Source organism: Bordetella sputigena (genome assembly GCF_965137885.1).
In the GTDB taxonomy this organism is placed as follows: domain Bacteria; phylum Pseudomonadota; class Gammaproteobacteria; order Burkholderiales; family Burkholderiaceae_B; genus Bordetella_C; species Bordetella_C sputigena.
Map to the genome: position 1 here is coordinate 1 of NZ_CBCSCA010000025.1, position 26,903 is coordinate 26,903.

Genomic DNA, 26,903 nt, shown 5'->3' on the forward strand with positions numbered 1-26,903 from the left:
CAAACAGCGCCTGGCGCAGTTTAAAACCGAACAGTGTCATCTGTTCGGTCAGGGGCATCACGGTGAGGGGCAGGTAGTCCGGGTGCACGTGAACGTCCCACAGACCAGGCATAAGGTACGCGCCCTTCACATCGACGACCTCGGCGTCGGTCGATCCAGCGGACGTACCGGCGCCTTCAACGATGTTGACGATACGCCCGTCTTCGACAACAACCGCGACATTGCGGCGCACGCCTTCGGTCACGCTGTCGATGAGGGAGGCGTTGGCATAGATCGTTTGCTTTGTCATTACTCTAACTCCTTTCAAAGGTACTCCGCTGAAACTCGCGCGAGCACATCCGTGGCGCCGCCGCGATCGTCGAAATCATCGCAGTACGCCTACGTATGCGTTCCGGGTCATGGGCTGTTCCTTGGGCAGAAAAGTTGAAACGTTCAACAGCTTTCCTGATCTCGCTTCGATGCAGCGGCCTGTCGCGCGTCATTGCAGGCGAATGTTTTCAGCGGTAATCAGGCGGCGGTTGTTGTAATACTCAGTTTTGAGCTGCTCGCGGAGTTCGTCACCGCTGCCTGTTCCAGGCTGAAGATAATTGTTCGCCAGCATTTCCTTGTAGCGCGGGCTGGCCACCGCGTTCTCAACGGCGACCCGAATGGCTTGCACCAGCTCTGGCGGTGTGCCCGCCGGCACGTACACGCCAAAGTTCGACGCGTAGTTGATTGTGGGCATACCAAGCTCGGCGGCTGACGGTACGTCCGGCCATGCTTCCCAGCGTTTCGGCGTCAACACTGCCAGGGGTTTGAGCGCGCCGCTCTTGACGTGTGGCAACATGACATCGACGTTGGTGACCAGCAGATCGACGTTGCCTCCCAGACTATCGGACAACGCTTGGCTGCTGCCGCGATAGGGCACAAGTAACATCTCGATTCCAGCCTGCTTACTGACATCTGCCATGGCGAGGTGTCCGACAGATCCAAGGCCGGGAACGGCAAAGGTCAGCTTTCCTGGGTTGGTCTTTGCGAAGGTGGTTAAGGCCTTGAAGGTATCGATCTTGCGCGCCGGGGTGGCGGCAATTGCTACGGGACTGACGGCGATGCTGGCGATCGGCGTAAAGTCGGTCAAAGGATCATAGGATGTCTTGGCCAGATTCGGATAAATGGTGAGCGAACTGGACGAGGTCATAAGCAACGTCGTGCCATCCGGCTTGGCGCGCGTGACGTACTCCAAGCCAAGGCTGGTCCCCGCGCCAGGTTTGTTCTCGACGATGACCGTCACGCCAGATGATCGGAGGGCGTCGCTGAGATTGCGTCCGATCAAGTCGGTCGTGCCACCCGCGGTGAACGGTACAACCACGGTCACCGGTTTTGTCGGCCATGCGGCCTGTGCGTGCACGTGTGTGGGCATGGTTGCGTAAGCCGTCATGGCCAGTGCGGCGGCGAGCTTCCCCCAAGTCATAATTTCTCCTCGGTTAGTCGAGTGGTCGAGCCTGTTGATAAAGCAAAGGTAGCGCGCTGGCCGTGTGCGGCCATGGCGCTCGGCCTGGTGAAACTACGCCAGGAAACGCTGCACCAAACGAATCCATAGCGACACCCCAACGGGAATGACACGATCGTTAAAGTCGTAGCTGCCGTTGTGAAGCGCGCACGGTCCCAAGCCGTGACCTGCATCGCGATGTTCGCCATCACCAGCACCCAGAAAAAAATAGCACCCTGGTTTCTTCTGCAGATAGAAAGAAAAATCTTCGGCTACCATCACGGGCTCGATGATGTGCGTCTTGTGCTCACCGACCACCTCGCGCATCACGTTCAGAACGAATTCGGTCTCGTTCTCGGCATTGATGACGGCCGGGTAACGTCGCTCGAAGTGCACGTCGGCACGGCAATCGTGAGCCTGGGCGATCGCGGTAGCCATCTCGTTGAGCCGGCGCTCGATCAGATCGACGACGGCCGGTCCGTAGGCGCGGACTGCTCCGCCAAGCCAGGCGCTACCGGGAATGATGTTGGCGACACTCCCGCCTGCCTGGACCTGCGTGATCGAAATCACCGCGGCATCTATCGGGTTTTTGCTGCGGGTGAGAATAGTCTGGATAGCCTGGCCCACGGCAAACAGCGGCGGCACAGGGTCGGCGCAGTGGTGTGGCGCCGCGGCGTGCCCACCACGGCCCGTGATCGTAATCTTGAAGGCATTTGCGGCGGCCATCAGCGGGCCTGGACATACGCCGACGTGCCCCTCGGACATGCCAGGCCAGTTGTGAATGCCGAATACCGCGTCCGTCGGGAAACGTTCGAAAAGACCTTCCCGCATCATCGCGCGGGCACCGGCTCCCCCATTTTCTTCCGCAGGCTGGAACAGAAAATACACCGTGCCGTCGAAGCCCCCGGACCGCGCCAGATGGCGCGCCGCAGCCAGCAACATGGCGGTATGTCCATCATGGCCGCAGCCATGCATCTTCCCTGGATGAGTCGAGCGGTGCGCGAACGTGTTGTCTTCCTGCATGGGCAGGGCATCCATATCGGCACGGAGCATGATGGCGCGCGAGGCGCTTCCGCGTCTGAGCACACCGACCAGGCCTGTTTTGGCGATGCCGGTGTGCACCTCGATGCCCCAGGATCTCAAGTTCTCAGCCACGATACCGGCGGTCCGATACTCCTCGTAAGCGGTCTCGGGATGCGCGTGCAGATCGTGGCGCAGCGCCACAATATCGTCCAGATTGCCTAATTCGATCATTGCCTATTCACATGCGCGTGACACGTGCCATGCCGCGTTCTGTTTCTAGTCGGCGATTCATAGTTTCCCCGGAATCAGCCGGCCGGAGGTCTTCTGGAATTCAGGTCAGCGTCGTCTTGATCAGTGATCGTTTCATTATTCGTCCAAGAGTGGGCGAGTTGATGTCTTCTTAGTTATCACTCGTGCATTTTGAGTTATCGCCGATCTGAGTCCTCGTAGACCTTGCCGCCGACCGGCCTCTGAAGGTGGGCGGGGGGGGCATCAGCGACCCGTTGGAGCCACTCTTTGCTTCGTATATCAGGAGTGAGGCCAAGCATTGGAAGACGAGGCCGCGGAGCTCGGCATACAGGTTGATCGATATCTGGCAGGCGCTCTCTGTGAGGGCGCCTCAGAGTTTTCGATCGGCATGAGCGCCTCGGCCCCCGAGTGGCGAAACGAGCCAACACTGGTTAAGTGGAAGGTTCAGCGGCGCTTCGCTTTATTAGCGCTTCGGGGTTTTCCCGGATTCAACATCGAGGCTTGCACCGCATTGCTGCGGTTTGGCCCCAACTTGGGGCGCCGCGCACGCGCTTGATAAAAAGTATTGTATGGGTGGCAAAAAGATGCGTTGAGCCATGCTTCGCGGTGCACCTAGACTTCAATCCATCGAGTCAATGGTGTCAACTGGAAGCGATCAATGAATAGAGACATAACCGTCGCTGTAGACATGGGCGGGACATTCACAGACGTCGTCGTGACGGGGGACGAGGGTCTATTCCGCATTGCCAAAATTCCCTCCTCCCGCAAGGATCCGAGGGCGGTAATCTCTCAAATTTTCGATTCACTGTTACCCGGCTGGGGCATCGAATCGACCCGTGTCTGCAGCTTTATCCACGGGACCACTGTGGCCACCAATGCCGTACTCGAGCGGCGCGGCGCTCGTTTGGGAATCCTTACTACGGTTGGATTCGAAGACGTACTCGAAATCGGCCGGCAGAGTCGCACGAATTTATACGAGTTGGTGCATCAACCGCAGACCCCGGTGTTCCTCGCGCCGGGTGCACGTCGCATCGGTGTGGTGGAACGCGTGAATTCGAGCGGCCAGGTGGAGATTCCGCTCGATATCGGCTCCTTGAGTACAGCAGTCGATTCCCTGGTTGAGCAGGGTGTGGATTCCATAGCGATCTGCTTTTTATTCTCGTTCCTGAATGACGCGAATGAAGTCCAAGCGGCGCGGTACATCGCGGAGGAGTATCCCAACATCGCCGTATCGCTCTCCAGTGAAGTGGACCCGACGTTTCGCGAGTACGAGCGCACATGTGTGACGGCCTTCGATGCCTACGTCAAGCCGGTCATTGACCACTATCTCGGATCGATGGGCGCGCGGCTCAAAGAGCTGGGCGTCACAAACGAGATGCAAATCATGCAGTCCCGCGGTGGAACTTGCTCCGCCAATATTGCGCGCCAAAGGCCGGTTCGCCTTTTTCTGTCGGGCCCAGCCGCCGGCGTCATGGGCGCGAGTGAAGTGGGCCAGTCCGCCGGTTTCCCGGACATCATTACGGTGGATATCGGAGGGACGAGCTCTGACATCGCACTGATCATGAACGGCCAGCCCGGCATCAGTGCCCAGGGATATGTGGATGGGTACAAGATCAGGGTCCCCATGATCGACGTGAACGCGGTCGGGGCGGGGGGTGGCAGCGTCGCCTGGATTGATGCGGGTGGCACGTTGAAAGTAGGGCCAACTTCCGCCGGGGCAGAGCCCGGCCCCGCTTGCTATGGCCGCGGCGGCCAGCAGCCGACCGTGACCGATGCCTCGGTAGTTCTAGGGCTTTTGGATCCGGAGTACTTTGCGGGCGGGACCTTGAGGCTGGACGTGGAGAAAGCGCGGGAGGCGATTGACGCCAACCTGGCGAGACCCTTGGGGATGTCGGTCGAGCAAGCCGCGCTGGGCATCCACAGGATTGCCAATGTGCAGATGGCGGAAGGCATACGTCTGGTGTCTATCTCGCGTGGGATCGACCCGCGTACGTTCGCCCTCGTCCCGTTTGGAGGCGCGGGGTCGCTGCACGCTACGGCCTTGGCGACGGAGCTCGATATTTCGACGATTGTGTTCCCGCAATCTCCCGGCGTGCTCTCGGCGGCTGGCCTGATGTCGGCGCCAGTCGAGCATGAGGTGTCCGGCTCGTATATTCGCGACTTCACCAGCGTGTCGGCCGCCGATGTGAGAGCCCGCTGCAGCGAACTTCGCGAGGCGTGCGATCGGCTGATGGCGGCGGAGAACGTGAACGAGCAAACGCTCGAAGTGTTGTACTTCGCGGACGTGTGCTATCGCGGACAGTCTCACTACATCGAGATTCCGATCTTCCCGGATCGAGACGACGTGATGGCTCGCATTCAGAATGATTTCTTCGACGCCTATGAGCGTCAGTTCGGCCATCAGACGGATGCGCCGATTCGGATCGTTAATTTGCGAAACGTGCAGCGAGGCTCCGGCGCGAGCCAGGTTCGAACCGTTGAGGGCTCGCCGCAAACGCCTCCTCATGCGCGGAAAACCAAGAAGCGAAAGATTCTGTCTGGGCATACACAGGGATTCGTGGAGGCAGACCTCTACGACCGCACCGACCTGAAGCCCGGTCAGGTCATCCAGGGACCGGCGATCGTGGAGCAGGTCGATACCACGATTCTGATTGATCCGGGTTGGGCGGCGGAAGCCGCCGCCAACGGTTTGCTGATCGCGCGCAAGGATACGAACAAATGAAAGAGACCAACCTCTCTAGTCAAGACCCCATCCTTCTTGAAGTGATTCGCAATAAGCTCCACAGCATTGCGAACGAAATGCAATCAACTCTGTTGCAGTGCGCGTTCTCGCCGCTTGTCAAAGAAGGAATGGACTGCTCTGCTGCGCTTTTCACCGTGGGCGGCGAGACCTTGTCTCAAGCGACAGCGATTCCCGTCCACCTGGGGACGATGACACCCGCGCTCACTTCTTTGCTGAGCGCTTTTCCGGTAGACACGCTCAAGCCTGGCGATGCGTTGATCCTCAACGATCCGTATTGCGGCGGTTCGCATTTGCCGGACATCACGGTCGCGATGCCGGTATTCATCGGTTCAGTTGCGCTCGCGATCTGCGTCACGACCGTGCACCATCAGGATGTCGGTGGAATGTCACCGGGCTCGCTCCCCAGCAACGCGACAGACGTCTTCCAGGAGGGCCTTCGGATACCCCCATTGAAGTTGATGGAGGCCGGCGAATTGAACGAGACGCTGCATAAGATCCTGTTCCAGAATAGCCGTAACCCGGAGGCGTTTCTGGGCGACATTCGCGCCCAGTTGTCGGCTTGCACGATTGCTACCCGTCGTCTGGTCAGCTTGGCGGAGAAATACGACGTCGATCTGCTTCTGGAGGTCATCCGCGAGCTGCTGGACCGGTCTGAGCGTATGACCCGAGCGGCGATATCCAAGTTGCCACAAGGAACATTCACCTTCGAAGATGCGCTGGATAACGATGGCGTGGATCTGGATCGACGGATTCCCATCTCCGTCGCCGTGACAGTCAAAGGCGACAGCATTCACTACGATTTCTCGGGCTGCAGCGCTCAGGTGAAAGGCCCGGTGAATTGCGTGCCCGCTGGTGCTCATGCGGCGGCCAATTATGCAACCCGAGTTCTCACGGGTGCGGACATTCCCACCAATGGGGGATGTTTTCGACCTATTTCGCTGCATTTGCCGGTCGGTTCCATCGTCAATCCCGTCGCGCCAGCCGCCGTGAATGCGAGATTGGTCACGATCAAGCGTTTGTGCGCGAGCATCGTGAGTGCTTTCGCGGACGTATTGCCGGACAGGGTGCCAGCGGCTCCCGGGAATGTACTGACTGCGATCACTTTTGGTGGGCAGCGCCCGGATAAATCCTCGTTCATGCTCGGCGAGCTGATTGCAGCCGGAGCCGGCGCCGGTGCCGCGTCCGACGGTGTTGACTGCATACAGACCGACGGCAGCAACAGTATGAATCAACCTATCGAGGCGTTGATGCTCGACGCACCGATACGGATCAACTGCTTCCGCCTGCGCTCGGACTCCGGCGGCGACGGCGAGTATCGCGGGGGCCTGGGCGTCATACGCGAGTACGAATCGCTCGTCGATGGTGTGCGCGTGTCCTATCGGGGGGAGCGGCATCATACTCAAGCCAGGGGTTCGCAGGGTGGTGAAGACGGCAGATCCGCCAAGGCGACGTTGTACAGGAAAGACGGGACGATCGAATCCCTCGAGTCGAAGTGCATGATCATCCTGAATCAAGGCGACCGCCTGGCGATCGAGACCGCCGGAGGTGGCGGATTCGGTCGGCCAACGCTTCGCACAACCGAGGCCCGCGACGAAGATCTGCGGAACCGGAAAGTGACCCGTACGGGCGCTTAAACAATCAAATATTCACAAGGGGTAAGTCAAATGTTCAGTCGTGCAGTGCGTGGCATAACGATTCAATGTCTGGCGATGGGGGTGCTTGCAGTCGCCTCCCTCGCCGCACCGGCCTCCGGGGTCGCGGCAGGTTATCCGGAGAAGCCCATTGTCATCGTCTCACCTTTTTCCCCAGGAGGGTCCGCCGACGTGCTGGTCCGGCCGATTGCTGAAAGATTGGCGAAGCGGCTAGGACAATCAGTCATTGTGGAGAACCGCAGCGGCGCCGGAGCGGCCATAGGCACCGCGCATGTTGCCGCCGCGGCTGCCGATGGATACACGTTCCTGATCGGCGCGGCCGGAGGTTTATTCATACTCCCGCGACTGCGCCATTTGCCCTACAACCCCGATACGGATCTGACGCCCGTCGCCTATCTGGGAGATGTCATCTCCGGACTGGCGGTAACGCCAGGAATCGGCGTCAAGACGCTACCCGAACTGATAGAGAAGGCGAAGAAGGCGCCCGGCACTCTGCATTATTCGTCGGCCGGTTACGGAACGACGTCGCATATCAGAGGTGAGTTGTTTGCCCGGCAGGCTGGAATTCAGCTCGCGCACGTTCCCTACCGGAGCAACGCCGATGCGATGCCCGATCTACTGTCGGGGAACATCCAGATGATGTTCGAATCCATCGTGTTTCCCTCGGCGAAGGCCGGCAAGCTGAACCTGCTGGCGATCGTGGATGACCGGCGCTACGAGCTCTTTCCCGATGTTCCGACCATGGCAGAGCTGGGTTTTCCGAATTTCAAGATTCCGCTCTGGTACGTGTTGTACGCCCCGGCGCACACGCCAGCACCGATCGTGGAGCGCGTGAATCGAGAGATCGCCGATATCTCGAAGGATCCGGACTTCCAGAAGGCGATGCTGGCGCAGGGATACCGGCTCAAGGCGTATCCAGTCAAAGAGCTGGACGAGTACATGAAGGGGCAGCGTGATATGTACGCCAAATTGATCAAAGAGATGAATATCAAGCTGGATTGAAGAATGCCGGCGATACGGGACAAAAGATGACTTCAAAAGATTATTCAACGCTGGTCGTGCGAGACGACGTAGAAGTGCCAGAAGGTTTCCAGTCTCTCGTGCGGCCGACGTTTCGGGGGTCGACCATTGTGTTCGACACCGCGGAGGCATTCTTGAGTCGCGGCGCCGGCTTCTTTGACGGCTATACCTACGGTCTGGCGGGCACGCCGACCTATTATGCGCTGGCTCGAAGGCTGGCCGAGATCGAAAAGGCGGATCATTGTGTACTGTCGCCATCCGGACTCGGTGCGATCCATCTGGTCAATCAAACGGTGCTCAAGACGGGTGATCACGTCCTTATTCCAAGGTCGGCGTATGGACCTACGCAGAAGAACGCATCGGCGCTGCTGGAACGTTTCGGCGTGAAGGTCACTATCTACGATCCCCTGATCGCATCAGGAATCGAGGCGTTGATCGAACCGGACACGCGTCTGATTTGGTTGGAGTCGCCCGGCTCGCTCACGATGGAAATACAGGACGTCCCGGCGATCGTGTCGGTGGCGCGCCGTCATCGTATCGCGACGGCGATCGACAATACCTGGGCAACGCCGATCTATTTCGACGCGCTTGGCCACGGCGTCGACTATTCCGTGCAGGCCCTCACGAAGTATGTCGCCGGCCACTCTGACCTGTTGATGGGTGCGGTTTGCGTGAACGGCCGCGATAAGTACGAGGCACTTCGCACGACGGCCGATTTGATGGGAAGCCACGTATCGCCGGATGACTGTGTGGAGGTGATGCGCGGATTGGGAACGATGATGGTCCGGTTGGCGCGCCACGAGAATAGCGCGCTGCAGGTTGCCAAGTGGCTCGATGAACAACCCGCGGTGGATCGTGTTCTGTTCCCTGGACTGCCGACCGACCCCGGGCACGCACTCTGGTCGCGCGACTTCTCGGGATCGACCGGACTCATGTCGTTCACATTGAAGGACGCCGGCTTCGACGATGCCTGTCGGTTCGTCAATAAGCTGAAGCTGTTCTATATCGGCGCCAGTTGGGGCGGAATCCACAGTCTGGTGGCCATCTACAGCACCGATAGCCTAGGGGCCGCGGTCGCCCGCACCGTGCGGGCCGACCATTTGATTCGGATCCACGTAGGGTTGGAGGGGGTCGAAGACTTGCTCGAAGATTTGCAGCAGGCGCTCAGCGGTGTCACGGAGGCTTTCTCGACGAAGTAGTCCGGACAGTCAGGTTCAAAAAAAACTATTGGGGAAATTACAATGATGAAGCGGATCGTTTTGATATTTTTCCTTGCGTTAGTCGCGCATGCCGCGGGGGCGGAAGAATCGTTCCCGACAAAACCGATTCGACTGATCGTGCCATTCGGATCTGGCGGCCCGGTGGACAACATCAGTCGAGTGGTTGCGGCCAAGGCCGCGGAGAAGCTGGGCAATGCGATTGTGGTCGAGAATCGACCAGGCGCTGGGGGGAACGTCGGCACCGTCGTCGTCAAGCAAGCCAATGCTGACGGTTACACATTACTGGTCGCCGGTGTCTCTTTCGTTGTAAATCCCTTTCTGTACGCCAATGCCGGCTACGACGCGGTCAAGGACTTTGTACCGATCCGGGTCATCGCGCAGTATCCGCAGGTCATGGCGGTGAGTCCACGCGTCCCGGTACGCGACGTCAAACAGCTCATTGCGTTGTCTAAAGAAAAGCCCAACGAGATCAACTACGGTTCGGCTGGGATTGGCACCTCCGGCCATCTCATCATGGCCAGCTTCATCGCGCAGTCTGGTGCAAAGATGACGCATGTCCCGTACAAGGGCGGGTCCACGACATTGCTTGGACTGTTGCGCGGAGACGTCGACGTGGCCGTCGACGGTTTGCCGTCGTTCATGGATTCAGCGGGGCTGGACAACCGGGTCAGGATCATGGGTGTTTCAACGGCCAAGCCATGGCCATTGGCTCCCACACTCCCCTCGATTGCGCAAACGGCGGGTCTTCCCGACTTCGACTTTTCGAGTTGGGTCATGTTCCTTGCTCCAAAGGGGACCCCGGCGAATGTCGTTGGTCGTCTCGCCAAGGCCGTTGACGATTCGCTTTCCGATCCGGCTGTCAAGGAACGGCTCAAGGCAATGGCATCGTTACCTGTTGGAACGTCGGTAGATACCAATCAGTTTCTGCGTGATGAATCCGAGAAATGGGGAAAGATCGTTCGTCAATCTGGCGCCAAGGTCGATTAAGCAAAGGGAAGGCACGATGGCTATCGCCACAGGTTGGAGTCCATACGGTTGGAAAGCTCGGATAGGTCTCATTGTTCCGTCCACGAATACCGTCAACGAGCCGGAATTCTGGAGGCTTGCCGCGGAAGGTGTGTCGATCCACACCGCCCGCGTGCTCGCGGAAGGGCCATCGGACGAAGGAGCATTCCAGCGCATGGAGGAACGGTTGGATCTCGCCGCGCAGCAACTGGAAACCGCGGAAGTCGATGTACTGGCGTACGGCTGCACGACGGGGTCGATCATCTGCCCAGGACAAGATATATGCAGTCATTTGACCGACATCGCGCGGGCGCCAACGATCACGACGTCAGGCGCGGTGGTGGCGGCACTTCGTGCGATGGGTGTGCGACGGGTCGCGGTAGGCACCCCCTATAACACCATATTGAATACTCACGAACGCGAGTTCTTGATTGGCAGCGGCTTCGACGTTGTTGCGCTCGAATCCATTGACGTACCGGAGAACTGTGAAAGGCGACGGGCGATCGGCAAGATCTCCGAAGCGGCGGTGTATCGGCTGGGTTGTAGCGTCGATAGGCCGGACGCCGATGCAATCTTCCTGTCCTGCACCAATCTTGCGACGCTCGGCGTGATCGAGGCACTCGAGGATCGCCTGCAAAAGCCAGTGATCACGAGCAATCAGGCGACCTACTGGTCGTGCGCGGGATTGCTCGGCCTCGAATCTCCTTCGTCCAATTTCGGCCGCTTATTTTCCTTGCCGTGCCGCGGCGAGGGCCCCAGCTTCTTTCATGCTTAAATAAGCCGGCGCGGAGACACCGCATGCGAAGAAACCGATTTTGAATGAATATACCTCCACTGAATCCGTTGCGGAACTTTGAGGCGGCTGCGCGCCTGGGGAGCTTTCGTCGTGCCGCGGTTGAGCTGTGTGTCACCGAAGGCGCTGTAAGCAGGCAGATCAGGACGTTGGAGGATTATCTAGGCGTCCAGCTCTTCCGTCGGGGCGATCGGAAGGTTGAGCTGACGGATGCGGGTGATCGGCTTTTTGTCGTATGCCGGGATATGTTCGTCGAGCTGTCGCGAACAGTCTATGAGCTCACGGAGCAAAAGCAAACGTTGCGGCTGGAATCGACAACGAGCTTTGCGATGGGCTGGTTACTCGAACGACTTTCGGATTTCGAAGCGTTTGCGCCAGATGTTCGCGTATCGTTGCAGACCGGTTCCGTCCAGACAGTTGGCAGCATCGGAGCTGATAATTTCGACGCGAGCATCGTGTACCTTTTCGATTATCCGGTCGGCGATGATTCTCGGTTGATGAAGATCGTGGACGAGGCCATGGTTCCCGTGTGCCGGCCCGGCGTCCTCGACCCTCATCGGCGTTGGACGCTGGAAGAGTTGGTGCAGCAACGGCTCTTGCTCAACGAATACACCGGTCGCGACTGGAAGCGCTGGGCTTCGCTGAATGGAATCGAAGAATTGGCCTGGGGGCGAGCGGTTCGCTTCGACAGTGACAATGCCGCGATCCAAGCAGCCATATCCGGCTACGGCGTCGCACTCGCGAATATCCTTTACGTTGAGCATGCGTTGAAATCCGGTGAGTTGTGCATACCGGTGGAGTGTCAGCCTATTGTGATTGGCGCGCACTTCCTGCATTTTCATCGAGCTTCGGACGCTGATCTGCCACGCGTAATGTTGTTCCGCAAGTGGTTGAAGGAGGCGGCTTCAGAGAGCTATCGATCGCTTCGTTCGATCTACAAGACGGCCTGACTTCATTGCCAATCAAGGTCGATCACGGTTGCCGTGTTGATGGTGCGAGCCGGCGACCGTGCAAGAGATCTGCCGTCTCGCGCCGCTGTGCAGGGTTCGTGGCGCCCAGGACCGTGTCGCAATTCAAGGGCTGCCCAGGGTCCGGGGAAAACCCTGAATCTTTCGCGGTAGCGACAGCTCAAGCGCGCCCATCCGTCATCGCGATGGGGACATTCATCCCCGTTTTGATCCGATCCATGACGACCAGGGTCTTGAACGATTTAACGTTGTTGTTCGCGTGGAAGAGACGGCGAGTCAGTTCGACGTACTGATCCATGTCCTGCACGAGGAAGATCAGCACGAAGTCGCAGTCGCCGGTCACGTAGTAGCACTGCTGAATCCGGTCGCAGGCTTTAAAGCCCTTCCGCATCTCATCCAGGAGATCGGCGCGTTCACTTTCCGCCTTGACCTCGACCACGATGGTCAGGCCGCACCCAACGGCCTTGGGGTTGATGCAGGCGGTGTACCGCTCGATGACGCCGTCCGTGGCGAGTTGCTTGAGGCGACGGTTCACCGCCGCGGTGGACAGGCTGGCTCGCTCGCCCAGCTCGCTCTGGGGCAAGCGCGCATCGTCCTGGATGGCTGCTAGCAGCATGCGGTCGTATTTATCGATCTTGGTCGCCATGTGCAATGCTGGTAAGAAATCGGTGGTAGATAGAGAAAAGATTCAATTTTTCTGCTGAAGTTTAATAAGCAATCGCGGTTTGTGAGAAATATTATTTCGTTGCTCTGGCCACCACTTTCCACAGGAGACCGCATGCTCATCCCCGCTCTCGTATCAGGCAAAAAAGCAGGCGCGCTGCCGTTTCCCAACCCTGGCGCAGCGCGTGGTACGTATCCTTCCGCGCTTCATTCGATCATGAGCATTGAACGCGCTGAGGAAAGCCGCCGCTGGCTCAGTGCGTGGGATGGCATTGCCCGCGGAGCCACTCCTCTGTACGACCTGCCCGGCATTGCGCAGAAACTGGGCATTGCCCGGTTCAGCGTGAAGGACGAATCCGTGCGCTCGCCTCTCGGCAGCTTCAAGGCCCTGGGGGCGCCCGTCGCACTGGTTCGCCAGATCTTGCGCCTGCACCCTGAGTTTGATCCGGCCTCGATACTCACGGGCCGCTATGCGCGGCAACTTCGGGACTACACCGTGATCAGCGCCACCGACGGCAATCATGGCCGTGGCCTCGCCGCCGCCGCGAGAGATGCGGGCTGTCGTTGTGTGATCGTGCTGCATGCCAATGTGGGTGCGGAGCGTGAGCAGGCCATCGCGGTCTATGGCGCGCAGATCGTGCGCATCAAGGGCAACTACGACGAATCCGTCGAAGAGGCCGCCCGCCTGGCCGCCGCCAATCGCTGGCAGGTGGTGTCGGATACGTCGTATGAGGGTTACGAGGATATTCCGCGCGACGTGATGCAAGGCTATGGCACCATTGCCGCCGAGATTGTGGAGCAAACTCGCGCGCAGCAGGGGGCGGTTGGTGCTTTCACCCATGTCTTTCTACAAGCCGGCGTCGGCGGCATGGCCGCTGGACTGGTGAGCTATCTTTGGGAGTACCAGGGCGAGCACCGCCCGCACTTCGTCGTGGTGGAGCCAGCCCAAGCGGACTGCCTGCTGCAAAGTGCAATCCAAGGACGTGCGGCCAGAGCTAGCGGCTCGGTTGATTCGGTGATGGCCGGGTTGGCCTGCGGCGAAACCTCGCCACTGGCGTGGAAGTTCCTCGAACCAACCGTCGATCACTTCATGACGATTGAGGACGACCAGGCCGTCGAGGCGATGCGCATCCTGGCCAAGGGCAGCGATCAGGATATTCCCGTCGTCGCGGGCGAGTCCGGTGTTGCCGGTCTTGCTGCATTGCGGGCGCTGCGCAGTAATCCTGCCCTGTCAGCACAAGTCGGACTCGATGCGCAATCTTGCGTGATGATTATCAACACCGAAGGCGCGACGGCACCCCAGGTCTATACAAATTTGGTCGGAGAATCGGCCGAGTCAGTGCAGAAGCGTCAGGCCGCCTGGGCCGCTCGCCAACCCTAAATTACCCGTTCATGGCTTGAGCCGGGGGATAGTACTCTGGCTCTGGTGCGGCTCGCCCCGACAATGGGCTGAAAGGCTATATGGAGATAAACACGAGCATCCGTTCAACTGCGGTAGGCATTGCCTCGAACCACGTCAGAGGGAGCCGGCACGACATTATTGTGCCGTTTGCTCGGCTATCCCCCCACCGTTGTCCCCGCCGCACTGCAAGAGCCGCTAAGGGCGGAGCCGTGGAATGCTAGCGTTTCAGTTCGAATGAAAACGGCAGCACCGCGCTGATCCCCGTCGCGGGCGGCGCGTCGCCCGTGATTCGTGTGGCGCGCGCCGCCTCCAGCGCCGCCTGGTCCAGATCGGCGTTGCCGGACGAGAGTGCCAGCGTGGCGATCAGCTTCTTTTCGTGGTTGATGAACACGCGGATGCTGGCTTTGCCTTGCTGCCCCTTGCTTCGAGCGGTCGCCGGATAGACCGGCGCCGGAACGGCGAGCTGCAAGCGGCCTGGCGATTTCCCCACGGCGCCCGGAACGTCCAGGATGTAATGAGCCAGGCCATCCGGCGCAGGTGCGATGGCGCCGGCCGAAGAATCCTTCGATCCTGGCCTGGTGCCGGAGGCGTGCCCGGGATTCGATGTGAACTGCGGCCCCGTTCCGACTTGGGGTTCCATCGGCGCACCGGCGCCTGCGCTGGAATCCAAGCGCGGCATCGGAATCGCGGTTTCCAACAAAAGGTCTTTCCTGCTGAATGCCAGATTCGGCTTTTCGCTGTAGGGCTGAAGTGCGGAGGAGGTGGCATAGCCGGACGCAGGCGGGGGCAGTGAGGGGCGGTTGCTGCGCGGATCGTCCTGCGTGAACAAGTGATAAACCAGGTTGCAGCCGACGAGCAGCACCCAGGCCCATCCCAAGCCCTTGCGTATCGACGTCCCGATACCGTAGCGCGGCGTCTCTCCGATCACCCGCAGCCAGCTGCGCTGCACCCCGCGCGGCACCTGAAGCGTCAACCAGGACTGCATGCGCACGCACAGCGTATTCACGTATGGGCCGAATTTGCGAGCCTGCCGCCGGCTGGGTTCCACGGTACGCAGCATTTCCGCGATGGCGCGCTCGTGGGCCTTGCGCACGCGTGGGGTCTGCCTGGGCAGGATGCCGCCTTCGTAGATGACCTGTTGCAGCCATTGCCGCTCGGGCTTGTCTTCGTCGCCAGGCGCGATCTGGGTCCAGTCGAAGCGCGCGGCAGCCTCGCGGTACAAGGCCATTTTGCATTCCGGATTCGCGGCCAACGCGCGCAGCAAGGCCTCGGAAAACGCGGCGGTCGCCTCCAGATGCTGCAAGTCCGGGTCCGCCAAGGCGCGCCGCCATTGTTCCGGGATGGTTTGCGCCGGCGCGTGCATCAACTCGGCGACCCAATGGTCAACCGCCTTGGCGCGCCGACGCAGAGCGTTCCGGCTTGCGTCCGGCGCGGCGTCGCGCAGCACCATGGCGGGCATGGATTGCCGCAGGGTGAAGTCGACCGGTACGGCTTGGAGTGCGGACGGCGCCGTATCGGCATCGGGGTCTGAGTTGCCCGCCCCGGCGCCGGAGGCGCCCAATTCGCCGGCCACCTTTGCCTGCCTTTCCGCCCACTTCAGCGCCGATTCGTAAGCCTCGCGCAGCCGTTCGAACGCGTCCCGCTGGACCTGCTGGTCAATCTGTTTCAGGGCCACGGCATAGGCGCGGCGGATGGCACGCGTGTCGGCGGTCGGGGCAATCCCCAGCACATCGAACATGTCGGTTTCCTCAGGACGGTTCGGTGCCGCCTTCGAAGATGCCGGCGCGCTCGAAGTGCTCGATCGCGCGCCGCAGGCGCTCGCGCGCGGGCTCGATCAGGCGTTCGTTCTGGCGCGCCAGTACCGCCTCGAACTCCCCGATTTCGGCTGCCATGCGTTCACGGCTTTCGCCCCGCAGGAATTCATGGATGCGTTCCGCTTCCGCGACGAGCGTGCGGTTTTCCAGCTTGTCGCGAGGATGGACCTTCAGCTCCGCCAGGGCCTGGAAACGTGCTTCGATCTGCTGCTCGGTCAGGTCGGTGTCGTTGTTGCGGATCACCAGGCGGTAGACCTGCTGCGTTTTCAGCCGCGTGACCTCGACCTCCAGCAGCCCGTTCACATCGTAGGTGAAACGCACTTCCACCGCGCCATCCGCGCGCGAGCCGCCTTCCAGCGGCACCGAGAGCTTGCCGATTTCGATATTGTCGCGGGCCAGCCGCGATTCGCCCTGGAAGATCCGCAGTTCCAAAACCTGCTGGCCATCGTTCGCTGGCGAGAAACCATGCACGCGGCTGACCGGCACCACGGTATTGCGCTCGATGATGGGAATGAACTGCCCGTGCGCCTTTTCGCCGCTGGGCAGGTCGCGGTTCGCTTCCACGCCCAGGGAATATGGGCAGACATCGGTCATGACGACTTCTCGCAAGGTCTCGTCACGCGCTTTCAGGCCCGCCATGACGGCCGCCCCCATCGCGACGACCTCGTCCGGGTTGAAATGCGCGGATGGAAAGCGCCCGAACATGCGTGTCACCAGGTTGCGGATCATGGGGGCGCGGGTGGCGCCACCGGCCAGGACGACTTCCTGCACATCGGCGGCGCGCAAGCCCGCGTCGCGCAACGCGCGCTCCAGCGGCACGCGCAGCCGCGCTAGCAGCGGTTCGCAAAGGCGCCGGTAGTGATCCTCGGACAGCGAGGCGGAATAGTCGCGTCCTTGCCAGCTGACGGCCAGCTCGGCCTGCGGCTCCGTGCTCAATGCGCGCTTGACGGCTTCGGCCCGCGCCGCCAGGTGCTGCATGAAGCGCATATCGCGCCGTGCCTTGTCGGGCAGCCCGCCCGCCTGGAAAAACCAGTGGAGGATTTCGTTGGAGAAATCCTCGCCGCCCAGGAAGTTGTCGCCCGCGGTGGCCCGCACTTCCATGACGCCTTCGAACAATTCCAGGATGGAGACATCGAAGGTGCCGCCGCCCAGATCGAACACCAGGAACCGCGATTCGCCGCCGCGTTGATGCAGGCCATAGGCCAGGGCGGCCGCCGTCGGTTCGTTGACCAGGCGCTCCACATGTAGGCCGGCCAGCTGAGCGGCGGTGCGGGTGGCCTTGCGCTGGCCGTCGGAAAAATATGCGGGTACCGATATCACGGCCTCGGTCACCGCCTGTCCCGTGGCAGCTTCCGCGTCGTCCTTTAATGCCCGCAGTACCAGGGCGGACAGTTCCTCCGGCCGGAAGGTGCGCGGTCCCAGCCTGAATTCCTTATTGCCGCCCATGTGGCGCTTGAACACGGCCACGCTGCGGTCGGGATGGCTTTGCAGACGTTCGCGCGCGGCACGGCCCACAAGGATGGAGCCGTCTTCGTCCAGGCTGACGCACGAGGGCGTCAGCACATCGCCCAGCGAGTTTGGAATGAGATGCGGCACGCCGTCTTTCCAGCAGGCGATCAGGCTATGGGTCGTACCCAGATCGATACCGACTATCATCGCTTCTGTTTCTTATTGATATAAATTTAGTGTATTGAAACTATAGCGCGACGGTAGAGGAATGCAGCGCGTGCCGCCGCCATCTGCTGCTTATAAACAACGCGGAACCATTCGAGCCAGCATGTACAGCACGGGGACTTGCAGGCGATACACCGGCACCTGTTCAAGGACATTGACGCATGGGCGGGAGATCCGGTCCGTCGACATCACCAACGGTTCAACAAGGTCCGCGAGCCATGAAGAGATAGTCAGTTACGCACCGCAGATCACGCGGCAATTGGCACAAGAACAGTTCCTAAAGGCCTTATCACCCTCCGGGTTCAGCGAACGCGCGGCGCACTTATGCGAGGATCGCTTGATCATTCAGTTCAAGAATGCGGCGCGCATACAAAAGAACCTGCTCGCCAGCGTCCGTCAGCGTCAAGCCTCGTCCCTGACGGCGAAACAGCGGCTGTCCGACTTGCACTTCCAGTTTGCGCATCTGCTGGCTGACGGCTGACTGAGAGCGGCCGACCTGCTCGGCGGCACGGATCAGGCTTCCCACCTGTTGCGCGGTGAGGAAAGTGCGTAACGCATCCATATCAAGATTCGGTAGAAGCATGATGCGGTTTTCCTGAAGCGAGGGTGTCGGATTATCGCACCCACGAGGGCGTCGCATACCTATCATCCAGAGGTGCAGTGTGACGAACGCTGCGCCCGATGCCCGAGTCGTCGGCCCTCGACACAAGGCGACTCTCGGCAGCCCTTATTCGTAATCTGGAGAAGAAATGCATCATCCTTCCTCATTCAAGTTTGGTGCCGCCGCGGCATTGTTCATGACGGCGTCGTTGTCGTCGGCGGTTGCCCTGGCGAAGACGCCGGCGGTCGCGTCGCCCATGGCGGGCACCTGGACGCTTGTCGCGGCCGATGTCCTGCATCCCGACGGATCGAGAGGCCGTGACTACGGAAACGCGCCGAAGGGGGTTGTTGATCGTGGATAAGCAGGGGCGCTATTCCCTGCAGATTTTCAAGTCGGAGCGCCAGCGCTTTGCATCGCTGGACAAGTCCGCCGCCACGCCGGCTGAATGCAAGGAGGCCGTCATGGGATCGAGCACCCACTTCGGTACCATCAGTGTCGACCCCGCCAAGGGCACGCTGGTCTTCCACATCCAGAACGCATCCTTCCCTAATTGGGAAGGGGAGGAGCAGAAGCGTATCTATGAACTGAAAGACGGTACCCTGAGCTACAAGGTGGCCGCGCGGCCGAATGGCGACGTGCCGATCTCGATCTGGCGCCGTGTGAATTAAGGCTCACTGGCCGCATGGTGGGTTGGTGCGGCCGGAGAACGCGCGGATCGCTCGGGCGATCGATCCCGGTCGCGTCGAGGTCGCGCTGGCTAAGCATCTGCGCAAAGTGGCCAAATCTGCGGCCGCAACGATTGGCCGGACGCGCCCATGCCGATTCCTACATCAAGTTGGCGAGTTCGGTGACTGGCAAACCCACTTGCCGCGCAAGATCCTTCCTGGTCAATTTGCCGCTTGCCATCAGAAGCCTGGCATTCTCTTGTCTCAACGTCTTCAGCAGTTCCTGGGGCGGGACGCCGAAGTGCTGCTTGAATCTGCGCTGGAACGTCCGGCGCGACATATTGCACCGGTCAGCCATGTCATCAACGGCCCATGGCGCAGCCAGGTTCTTTTCCATGCTGGCGATGAGGTCCCGAAATGGCGCGCTGGCACGGTCTTGAATGCGCAGGGTCTGGCTGTACTGCCGCTGGTCGCCACTTCGCCTCAAATAGACCACCAGGCGTCGGGCAACACGCTGGGCAAGCGCAATGCCGCAATCGTGTTCGATCAATGTCAGTGCCAGGTCAATACCGGCGGTGACGCCGGCGGTCGTCCAGTATTTTCCGCTTTCGCAAAAGATATGTTCATCGACAACGTCCAGATTCGGAAACGCCTGGCGAAGCCGGTCGGCGTTGCGCCAATGCGTCGTGACGGGCCGTCCGTCCAGAAAGCCCGCAGACGCGAGTAGAAATGCGCCCGTGCAGACGCTGCAGGTTCGAACAGTGGTCAGGTCGCAGGCACGCAACCATTGCAGGATGGCAGGGTCTTGAGCGGCGCGATGTACACCGTCCCCTCCAGGGACGATCAGCGTATGAAGGCGAAATTCAATTGCTGCGTCCAGGGTGTGGTCGACCAGCAGGCGTAAGCCCCCGTCAGTGGTCCGCGCGGGCGTTTCGGGACCAAAGCTGGACAGGTGATAGCGCTGGTATCCGAGTTCATCATTGGCTGTCGTAAATGCCTGCCAAGGACCACTCAGATCAATCGGTTGAAAGCCAGGGAAAACGAGAAAGCCAATGTGAATTGGCGCAATTCCCGCTGCTTTTGGCGCAAGTTCATTCACGAAGACCTCTACCTTGGAGACTTTCAAGGGGTTTCTCTATGCGAGTCAATTTTCTGCTCTTTCCCGCACTCACTCAACTCGATTTGACAGGTCCGTACGAAGTTCTGGCTCGTGCCCCGGGCTTCGAAATCGATTTGGTCTCGCCATCAATGGAGCCAGTCCGATCCGACCGTGGCTTGACCATGCTTCCTACCGCAACGTTCGACAACGCCAAGCCCTGCGATCTGCTGGTCGTTCCCGGCGGGCCGGGGACCGACGACGCCTTGGTAGACCAACGCTGGGTAGATTTCACTGCACGCCAGGCCGCGCAGGCCAAGTTCATCTTCGGTATCTGCACCGGTTCGCTTCTGCTGGGAGCAGCCGGGTTGCTTCGTGGCAGGCGCGCGGCCTGCCACTGGCAGGCACGAGAGTTCTTGAGTGCATTTGGCGCCATTCCGGATGAATCGCGCATGTGCGTGGATGGCAATATCTTCACTTCCGGTGGTGTGACTTCCGGCATCGATATGGCCATCAAGGTCGTTGCCATGATCCTCGGCGACGATGCCGCGCGACAAATCCAATTGCAGATCGAATATGACCCGGAGCCGCCATTCGCCGGCGGCACGCCACGCACGTCTCCCGACCATATCGTCCAGCGCTGCCTGGATGCCACCCGCAAGCGCCACGCTATTCGTGCGCGAGCCGTAGCCCACGCTGCGCAAGCACTGGACGTCTGAGCGATGACGGCGCACATCATGAGATTCTTGATCAGAGGGTTTGCCGCGGCGCTCACGTTCTTCATCCTTGCGCCAGGCGCCGCCCGTGCGGCTTTTCCGGATCATCCGATCACGCTGATCGTTCCCTACGCGGCGGGCGGCCCTATGGATCGGCTTGCGCGTCAACTCGCGGCCAAGCTCAACCTCCAGCTTAACCAGCCGATCGTAATTCTCAACCGGGGCGGCGCGGGCGGCAACATCGGCGCGGTAAGCGCCAAGCACGCCGCGCCGGATGGGTACATGCTATTCCTGGACCACATCCATATGGCGACGGCGCCATCGCTCGAGCGCAAGCTGGACTTCAACCCTCTGGGAGACTTTACCCCCCTGGGCATTTTCGTCGAGTCTCCGCTCGTACTGATAGCCCGGCCTGGGATTCCTGTAGACAACAAAGATGACTTCCTGCGTTGGATGGCGAGTCAGGCCCAGGTCAGTATGGCCAATGCAGGAACAGGCTCGGCCTCGTTCCTTTGTAGTTCGCTATTGCAGTCGGGACTGAAAAAACATATCACCATGGTTCCGTATCGGGGGACGGGTCCAGCCATGATCGATCTTCTAAGTGGTCAGGTCGATCTGATGTGTGATTTGACTGCCAATGCCATTCCTCAAGTACAGGCAGGAAAGGTCAAGGCGATTGCTGTTACCGTGCCCCAGCCGCTGATTGGCACTGCCCTGGCAACCACGCCAACGATGCAGGATTTCGGCATTCCCGTTGCGCCATTGACAGTCTGGTATGGACTTTACGCTCCGGCCAAAACACCGGATTCCGTAGTCCGGAAAATTTCAGAGGCACTCCGAACCGTGGTTAAGGACCCTGAGTTCCGCAAGGAACAGGCGGATGCGGGCCTTAAGGTCATCACGGATGAACGGCTCGCTCCGGAAGGTCACCGGGATTTCCTTGAAGCCGAAATCAAGAGGTGGGGCTCTGTTATCCAGGAGCCAGGCAATTGACCCAAGAACGCTCCCCAGTGGGAGTGGCCATCAATCAGATGACTTCGCGTCCATTGACAGCAGTTCTCTCGCCATTTCCACCGCCTGCTCGCGCGACTGAGCAAGAAGCAAAGGGTAGCCCCAGAACTTGGCGAAAACGACCGCGAAGGCCTTGAAGCTCAGACGTTTGGCTGAGTTGGGCTCGACCAGGACCGTCGCCAGAACCAGCCTTCGCAATTCGACCTTGTGCTTTTTCATCCAAAGCGCGGTGCGTTTCTTTTCTTCCGGCGAGTGCTCATGGTCTTCGGCGGGCGCGGTATCGGTCAAGAGAACGAAGGGCTCCCCGCGCTGCAAAAGTGCTTCGAATTCGTCGAAGTCCTTCTGCTGGTCATGTCCGGGTTCTTGCGTAAGATTCATCCAGACCAAGGGGAAGTCGGAACTATTCATCGACATGGTTGTTTCCTTTGTTGTTGATGCGACGCCAGGTGGCCGCGATGGCGAACACGCCGGGCAACGCAATGAAGAACACTGCCGAAAAGGCAATGTGCCAGCCGTCGCGCAACCCGTCGGAGATTCCGCCGAGGGTATTCAGGACGACGAGCAGACTGCCAAGGACCAGCGCAGCCCGCTGAGTCTTACGGGTGCCGGTCAGCGCGAGTAGCACCGTAACGATCCAAGAACCATAGAACGCGGAAAACACCCACAGTATTCCGGGCTCAAACGTAATCGGTGTCGCTCCCTTCGCTCTCGCGAAGTCGTTTACGTAAAAGAACAACTGGAAGGTGACAAAAAGCACGGCGCCAGCGGCTGTCGTCAACCAGAACAAGGCGACCTTGTTCGGATTGGTCATGGCCAGGTCTTGGGCGGGGAGTAGGGAGGGCTGAAGGGGCATTGGAGCCTCGCGATAATCAATGGCTGTGTATCGGTGGATTTCCCGCGGGTGCAGCGTTCGCCTGCGAGCAAATCAATATCTATAGTTCAGTGTCACCATCACGTTGCGCGGCGCGCCATAACCCACGGTGTCAAAGTCGCCCTTCTGGAGCGCGTACTTCTTATCAAACAAGTTGTTGACGTTGACCGCCACGTTCGTCTGCTTCGAGATGGCGTAGCGTGCCAGTAGCGACACCAGTCCATATGGGCTCTGCTCCCCACCCCGCGTGCTCGTGCCGGTGTTGGGCGCCTCGTAGATGCGGCTTTGCCATTTGATGCCGCCGCCCACGGTCAACTTGTGCCACGTTCCCGGCAACTGGTAGGTGGTGAAAAGTTGGGCGGCGGTACGCGGAATTTGGGAGTTCAGGCGAACGCCATCGCTATCGCTGGCCGTAAAGTGCGCGATACCTGCGTAGATATTCCAGCCGCGCGCCAGCTCGCCCTGCAGATCCAGCTCGATCCCGCGAGACTTCGTCCCGTCGGCGCTTTCGTAGGCTTGGGCGCCGGCTGGCGTATAGGTTCCGGCGACCATCTGGGCCGCGTTGTCCAGCTCGGTCTCGAATAAGGCCATCGACGCATTCAGACGCCCGTCCATGTAAGCGCCCTTGAGGCCGACTTCCTTGGTTTTTCCCTTCGAAGGCGTGAGCACGTTGCCCTTGCTATCCCGATAGTCGGTCTGCGGGTTGAAGATGCCCGTGTAGCTGATGTAGGCCGAGTAAGTCTTGTTGATGTCGTAGACCAAGCCGGCGTACGGCGTGAATTCGCTGCTCTTCTTGTAGTGCAACGGGTTGCCGTTGGCGTCCTCGTCGATTTCATAGTTGGTGAAGCGGCCGCCGACAATGAGCTTCAGGGGTTCGGCCAGCGAAAACCGGGCTGCGCTGTAGACACCGCTCTGCTTTATCCGGGTGCGGGTCGGTATCCAATTCATGGCATCGAAGTCAGGCCGGGGATAGGCTGGACTCAAGGTATAGATATTGACCGGCGTAAAACCTGGATAGAAAGGCGGGACATCCTCCTGGCTGGCCGTGCGGCGCGAACTCGTCGCTCCCATCACCAGGTCGTGCTGGCGGCCCAGCAGCTCGAAAGGGCCGCTCGCCATCACGTCGAAGGTGTTTTGCCGGCTGCGCGCTTGGGATGCGAGTGCCACCGGATAGGCCCCGTAGGGATAAGTGCCCAATCCCGTGGCGCGATCGGGATTGCCCACCAGGCCGAGCAGTTCCGCGTCAAAGTCGGTGCGGTACTGGTTGGCGATGGCCCGGACGTTCCAGCCGTTGTGAAAGCGGTGCTCGATCTCGGCAAAAGCCGTCTTCAGCGTGGTGTCCGAATGACTCCAGTCCTGCGCGTAGGTCTTGGAGCGCGAATAATCTGCTTGCGTGCCGTCGCTGAACCACAGCGGCAAGCCGCCCCAAGTGGTGCCCTTGGGCGTGATGTCCTGGTACTCATAGCCCAGGCTCACCGTCGTGTCTGGAGTCAGATCTGCCTCAATGATGCCGTAGAACCCCTTCCTCTGCGGCCTGTAGCCGTCGAGGTACGAGTGTCCGTCCTCGTACGTCCCGACTATGCGCGCGCGGATGCGACCGTCCTCGGTCAACGGCGTCGAGATGTCAGCCATTTCCCGGTGGGTATCCCAGCTCCCCGCACCGACCGAAGCAGACGCCGAGAAGTCAGGGGTCGGTCGTTTGCGGACCAGGCTGATGGCGGCCGAGGGATTGCCGGTGCCGGTCAGCAAGCCGGAGGCGCCTCGCACGACCTCGACACGGTCATAGAACGCGGTATCGAGGGAACTGATGCCGCTTCCATTGACGGTGTCGCCGAGGACCGTAGGTATGCCGTCATACTGAACGTTGTTGATCAGTAAGCCGCGCGAATAGAAACTCGTTCGCTCGCTGTCGGATTGGTAGGATGAGACGCCCGTGGTGTTCTCCAGCACGTCCTGCACCGAGTTCAATTGCTGGTCGTCCATGCGCTGGCGCGTGATCACCGTTATCGACTGCGGTGTTTCCCGCAGCGATAGCGGCAGCCGCGTGGCCGCCGCGGTCTCGCCAGTGGTGTAGGAGCCGGTACCTTCGGTGGTCGCCGTATCCGCTTGACCCGTTACCGTAATGGCAGGCAAGGTCATCTCCTCTTGGGGTGTTTTTCCTCCATCTGCGTTTTGCGGCCGCGCGGGCTCGGCGGCGAATACGCTTTGCGCGCTGAAGAGAATTGCCGCCGCGACGGCCGAGCCCCGCACGCCACGGGGAGCGCTCTTGATGGCGCCCTTGTACGGGACATCCGGCCCACGATAGAGCGCGCGCGCGGCGCGCATGCCGATTTGCCAATCGGGCTTTCCAGGCCCCGTTAGATCGCGCATCAAATAATACTCATTATCGTTTAGATGCGTTATTTAACAATGCGGCGGGGGTGGCTCGATGGTGAAGTTGGGCCAGATTGTTATTCAGTCAGGCCAATTGCATTTCCTCGCATAGATTGGCCGTTCTGAAAAATAATCTGTTCCTATTCCGCAATCGTGTTTGGCGTCCACGCGGGTATGCTGCGCATCATTGGGCCGCAAGAAGCTGCCGTCAGGTACACACGAGATGAAGCGCACAGTTGCAGCCACTCCCGACACCGGATCTCCGATGTCGTTTCAGGAGCAACGCTTGGTGGCGAGCAAAGTGCGACCGACGCTTGCTCGGATCAGTGTCTTGGGCGTCTTGGAAAAGGCGATGCCGAGCTGCCTCGATGCCGGCCGGATCTATCGCATCCTTAGCGCGCAATTCGAGAGCCTCACGCCGGGTTCGATCTACCGGGCACTGAATGATTTATGGGTTGCCGGGTTGCTGGTTCGCGCGGAAGGCGCACGTGGGCGCGCGTTCTATGCCATCAAGCCGGACGCGCTGAATGCCCGCTACGACACACTGCGATGTCATTGTGGCGGGCGGCTGGTCTTCATTGAAGACCTGGTGTTGCGTGAACACCTGCGGTCGCTGGCTCGCGAGGAGGGGTTTGCTCTCGACGCGGAGCCAGTCTTTACCATCAGCACGACATGCGCGAAATGTCGGCAACTCCGCAACGAAGGGCAGTAGGCCATGGAGGACAGTTGGCGGTCCCGAGCCAAGACAGCCAGGTCCGATCAGGGCGAGATTTCGACGGGGAGCATGATGCCGGATGCCGGAGCAGACTCCACCCCATTCATGCGATCCGAGAGGTATCGTGCCGGAGGCTTGCCTACCGCCTTGCGGAACATGGTGACGAACCCACTGGCGTTTTCGTACCCAAGCTCCAACGCCACCGTCTGCACGCTTTCACCCCTGGTCAAGCGTTGAAGGGCAAGGATCACGTGCAGTTGCCGGCGCCAGCGCCCGAAGCTCATTCCAATTTCGTGCACCAGGAGGCGGCTCATGCTGCGCTCGCTCATGCCAATGCGGGTGGCCCAATCGGCCTTCGAGGTCTTGTCCGTGGGATCGGCCAGCATCATTTCCGCGAGGCGGCGCAATCGGGGATCGCGCGGCATAGGCAGGTGCAGGTCTTCCAGCGGGGCCTCCACCAACTCGTCGAGCAACGCGGCGACCAGCCGGTCTTCCCGTCCTCCCAGCGGGTATAACGCGGGAAAACTGGCGACCTTCAGAAGCAGCTCGCGCAGCAATGGCGATACCGAAATCGTGCAGCAGGTTTTCGGAAGATCCGGTGCGGCGTCAGGCTCGACGAACAGGCAATAGCATTCCGTTTCACCCGACCCTCGTGCCGCGTGGGGTAAGTCTCCGGGTATCCATATAGCGCACTGCGGCGGCACGATCCAGACACCGTCTTCGATTTCGCAGTTAAGAATGCCGCGAACGGAGTAGATCAGTTGCGCCTTGTGGTGCTGATGCCTCGCGTGCTCCCAGTCCTTTGTTACCGAGGTGGCGCTCAGGGCGACAACGGATCGAGGGACATTGTCGACGTCCGTAGGCACAGTCACATCGGTAATGGCGACGCTGGACATGGTGCGTGTTGAGCCTTGTTTTGAAGGGTTGGCGTTGGCCTATTTGAAAAATATTATCAAAAAATTTCGCGAGATGGTCCAGCCAACCGAATGCGCGGGCCTGGCAGTGTCCCGGGGGCGGGACACTGCTTTTGGTGACGGTGGTCAGAACGTCCAGAGGGCGTTGGCCTGGATGGCATGCGACTGGGCGCCGCGCGCGAGCTGGCCGGCGTAGCCCAGGCTCAGGCGCATGCCGCGATCGGCGTAGACGCTGGCGCCGGCTTCC

At 60.2% G+C, this 26,903-nt stretch carries 21 protein-coding genes and 3 pseudogenes; 12 read left to right on the forward strand and 12 right to left on the reverse strand.

The window, feature by feature from the left end:
- The 3 genes and pseudogenes from ACNA0R_RS26630 to ACNA0R_RS26640 form a co-directional block, all read right to left on the reverse strand.
- A pseudogene (locus ACNA0R_RS26630) lies at positions 1-289 on the reverse strand (hypothetical protein); the annotation flags it as partial.
- A 189-nt stretch (positions 290-478) separates the two neighbouring features.
- On the reverse strand, positions 479-1,450 hold the full coding sequence (locus ACNA0R_RS26635) for a Bug family tripartite tricarboxylate transporter substrate binding protein (RefSeq protein ID WP_415829096.1): 972 nt from the start codon (positions 1,448-1,450) through the stop codon (positions 479-481).
- 93 nt (positions 1,451-1,543) lie between these two features.
- Complete coding sequence (locus tag ACNA0R_RS26640; protein WP_415829097.1) at positions 1,544-2,722, reverse strand: M20 aminoacylase family protein; 1,179 nt, start codon at positions 2,720-2,722, stop codon at positions 1,544-1,546.
- A gap of 676 nt (positions 2,723-3,398) precedes the next feature.
- Between ACNA0R_RS26640 and ACNA0R_RS26645 the strand changes: the two genes are divergently transcribed.
- Genes ACNA0R_RS26645 through ACNA0R_RS26675 form a run of 7 tightly spaced genes read left to right on the forward strand, consistent with a single transcriptional unit; the run spans position 3,399 to position 12,123 of the window.
- Positions 3,399-5,462, forward strand: a complete 2,064-nt coding sequence (locus ACNA0R_RS26645) for a hydantoinase/oxoprolinase family protein (protein ID WP_415829098.1) — start codon at positions 3,399-3,401, stop codon at positions 5,460-5,462.
- On the forward strand, positions 5,459-7,117 hold the full coding sequence (locus ACNA0R_RS26650) for a hydantoinase B/oxoprolinase family protein (RefSeq protein ID WP_415829099.1): 1,659 nt from the start codon (positions 5,459-5,461) through the stop codon (positions 7,115-7,117). Before ACNA0R_RS26645 ends, ACNA0R_RS26650 begins: the two co-directional genes overlap by 4 nt.
- A gap of 30 nt (positions 7,118-7,147) precedes the next feature.
- The gene (locus tag ACNA0R_RS26655; protein ID WP_415829100.1) at positions 7,148-8,137 is read left to right on the forward strand and encodes a Bug family tripartite tricarboxylate transporter substrate binding protein; all 990 of its coding nucleotides are present in this window, start codon (positions 7,148-7,150) and stop codon (positions 8,135-8,137) included.
- A gap of 26 nt (positions 8,138-8,163) precedes the next feature.
- Positions 8,164-9,354 (forward strand): cystathionine beta-lyase, encoded by a 1,191-nt coding sequence (gene metC, locus ACNA0R_RS26660; protein WP_415829101.1) that lies wholly within the window; start codon positions 8,164-8,166, stop codon positions 9,352-9,354.
- Between the two features lie 42 nt (positions 9,355-9,396).
- Positions 9,397-10,362 carry a Bug family tripartite tricarboxylate transporter substrate binding protein gene (locus ACNA0R_RS26665; RefSeq protein ID WP_415829102.1) on the forward strand — a complete coding sequence of 322 codons (966 nt, stop codon included), beginning with the start codon at positions 9,397-9,399 and terminating at the stop codon, positions 10,360-10,362.
- Positions 10,363-10,378: 16 nt separating this feature from the next.
- On the forward strand, positions 10,379-11,155 hold the full coding sequence (locus ACNA0R_RS26670; protein WP_415829103.1) for a maleate cis-trans isomerase family protein: 777 nt from the start codon (positions 10,379-10,381) through the stop codon (positions 11,153-11,155).
- Positions 11,156-11,199: 44 nt separating this feature from the next.
- Positions 11,200-12,123, forward strand: coding sequence for a LysR substrate-binding domain-containing protein (locus ACNA0R_RS26675; RefSeq protein ID WP_415829104.1), 924 nt, complete (start codon positions 11,200-11,202; stop codon positions 12,121-12,123).
- A gap of 178 nt (positions 12,124-12,301) precedes the next feature.
- On the opposite strand, the gene ACNA0R_RS26680 is transcribed toward ACNA0R_RS26675, so the two are convergent.
- Positions 12,302-12,787: an Lrp/AsnC family transcriptional regulator gene (locus ACNA0R_RS26680; protein ID WP_415829105.1), complete on the reverse strand. Its 486-nt coding sequence runs from the start codon at positions 12,785-12,787 to the stop codon at positions 12,302-12,304.
- A 174-nt stretch (positions 12,788-12,961) separates the two neighbouring features.
- Between ACNA0R_RS26680 and ACNA0R_RS26685 the strand changes: the two genes are divergently transcribed.
- The gene (locus tag ACNA0R_RS26685) at positions 12,962-14,185 is read left to right on the forward strand and encodes a diaminopropionate ammonia-lyase (RefSeq protein WP_415829116.1); all 1,224 of its coding nucleotides are present in this window, start codon (positions 12,962-12,964) and stop codon (positions 14,183-14,185) included.
- Between the two features lie 238 nt (positions 14,186-14,423).
- Here ACNA0R_RS26685 and ACNA0R_RS26690 read toward each other — a convergent pair whose 3' ends face one another.
- From ACNA0R_RS26690 to ACNA0R_RS26700, 3 genes and pseudogenes are all read right to left on the reverse strand, one after another.
- The gene (locus ACNA0R_RS26690) at positions 14,424-15,944 is read right to left on the reverse strand and encodes a TonB family protein (protein WP_415829106.1); all 1,521 of its coding nucleotides are present in this window, start codon (positions 15,942-15,944) and stop codon (positions 14,424-14,426) included.
- 10 nt (positions 15,945-15,954) lie between these two features.
- Positions 15,955-17,676 carry an Hsp70 family protein gene (locus tag ACNA0R_RS26695; protein ID WP_415829107.1) on the reverse strand — a complete coding sequence of 574 codons (1,722 nt, stop codon included), beginning with the start codon at positions 17,674-17,676 and terminating at the stop codon, positions 15,955-15,957.
- Positions 17,677-18,025: 349 nt separating this feature from the next.
- Positions 18,026-18,277, reverse strand: a pseudogene (locus tag ACNA0R_RS26700) (LysR family transcriptional regulator); the annotation flags it as partial.
- 274 nt (positions 18,278-18,551) lie between these two features.
- Here ACNA0R_RS26700 and ACNA0R_RS26705 point away from each other — a divergent pair.
- Positions 18,552-18,963 (forward strand): annotated as a pseudogene (locus ACNA0R_RS26705) (lipocalin-like domain-containing protein).
- A gap of 157 nt (positions 18,964-19,120) precedes the next feature.
- Here ACNA0R_RS26705 and ACNA0R_RS26710 read toward each other — a convergent pair.
- The gene (locus ACNA0R_RS26710) at positions 19,121-20,086 is read right to left on the reverse strand and encodes a GlxA family transcriptional regulator (protein WP_415829108.1); all 966 of its coding nucleotides are present in this window, start codon (positions 20,084-20,086) and stop codon (positions 19,121-19,123) included.
- A gap of 11 nt (positions 20,087-20,097) precedes the next feature.
- Here ACNA0R_RS26710 and ACNA0R_RS26715 point away from each other — a divergent pair, with 11 nt between their 5' ends.
- Positions 20,098-20,775, forward strand: coding sequence for a DJ-1/PfpI family protein (locus tag ACNA0R_RS26715; RefSeq protein WP_415829109.1), 678 nt, complete (start codon positions 20,098-20,100; stop codon positions 20,773-20,775).
- A gap of 18 nt (positions 20,776-20,793) precedes the next feature.
- On the forward strand, positions 20,794-21,765 hold the full coding sequence (locus ACNA0R_RS26720) for a tripartite tricarboxylate transporter substrate-binding protein (RefSeq protein ID WP_415829110.1): 972 nt from the start codon (positions 20,794-20,796) through the stop codon (positions 21,763-21,765).
- A 30-nt stretch (positions 21,766-21,795) separates the two neighbouring features.
- Here ACNA0R_RS26720 and ACNA0R_RS26725 read toward each other — a convergent pair whose 3' ends face one another.
- From ACNA0R_RS26725 to ACNA0R_RS26735, 3 genes are all read right to left on the reverse strand, one after another.
- Positions 21,796-22,197 (reverse strand): hypothetical protein, encoded by a 402-nt coding sequence (locus ACNA0R_RS26725; RefSeq protein WP_415829111.1) that lies wholly within the window; start codon positions 22,195-22,197, stop codon positions 21,796-21,798.
- Positions 22,184-22,594, reverse strand: a complete 411-nt coding sequence (locus ACNA0R_RS26730; protein ID WP_415829112.1) for a hypothetical protein — start codon at positions 22,592-22,594, stop codon at positions 22,184-22,186. The genes ACNA0R_RS26725 and ACNA0R_RS26730 overlap by 14 nt, the downstream gene beginning before the upstream one ends.
- Positions 22,595-22,708: 114 nt before the next feature.
- Positions 22,709-25,024, reverse strand: a complete 2,316-nt coding sequence (locus tag ACNA0R_RS26735) for a TonB-dependent siderophore receptor (RefSeq protein WP_415829113.1) — start codon at positions 25,022-25,024, stop codon at positions 22,709-22,711.
- Between the two features lie 226 nt (positions 25,025-25,250).
- On the opposite strand from ACNA0R_RS26735, the gene ACNA0R_RS26740 reads away from it, so the two are divergent.
- Positions 25,251-25,739 carry a Fur family transcriptional regulator gene (locus ACNA0R_RS26740; RefSeq protein WP_415829114.1) on the forward strand — a complete coding sequence of 163 codons (489 nt, stop codon included), beginning with the start codon at positions 25,251-25,253 and terminating at the stop codon, positions 25,737-25,739.
- 47 nt (positions 25,740-25,786) lie between these two features.
- On the opposite strand, the gene ACNA0R_RS26745 is transcribed toward ACNA0R_RS26740, so the two are convergent.
- On the reverse strand, positions 25,787-26,638 hold the full coding sequence (locus ACNA0R_RS26745; protein WP_415829115.1) for an AraC family transcriptional regulator: 852 nt from the start codon (positions 26,636-26,638) through the stop codon (positions 25,787-25,789).
- Positions 26,639-26,903: the final 265 nt, after the last annotated feature.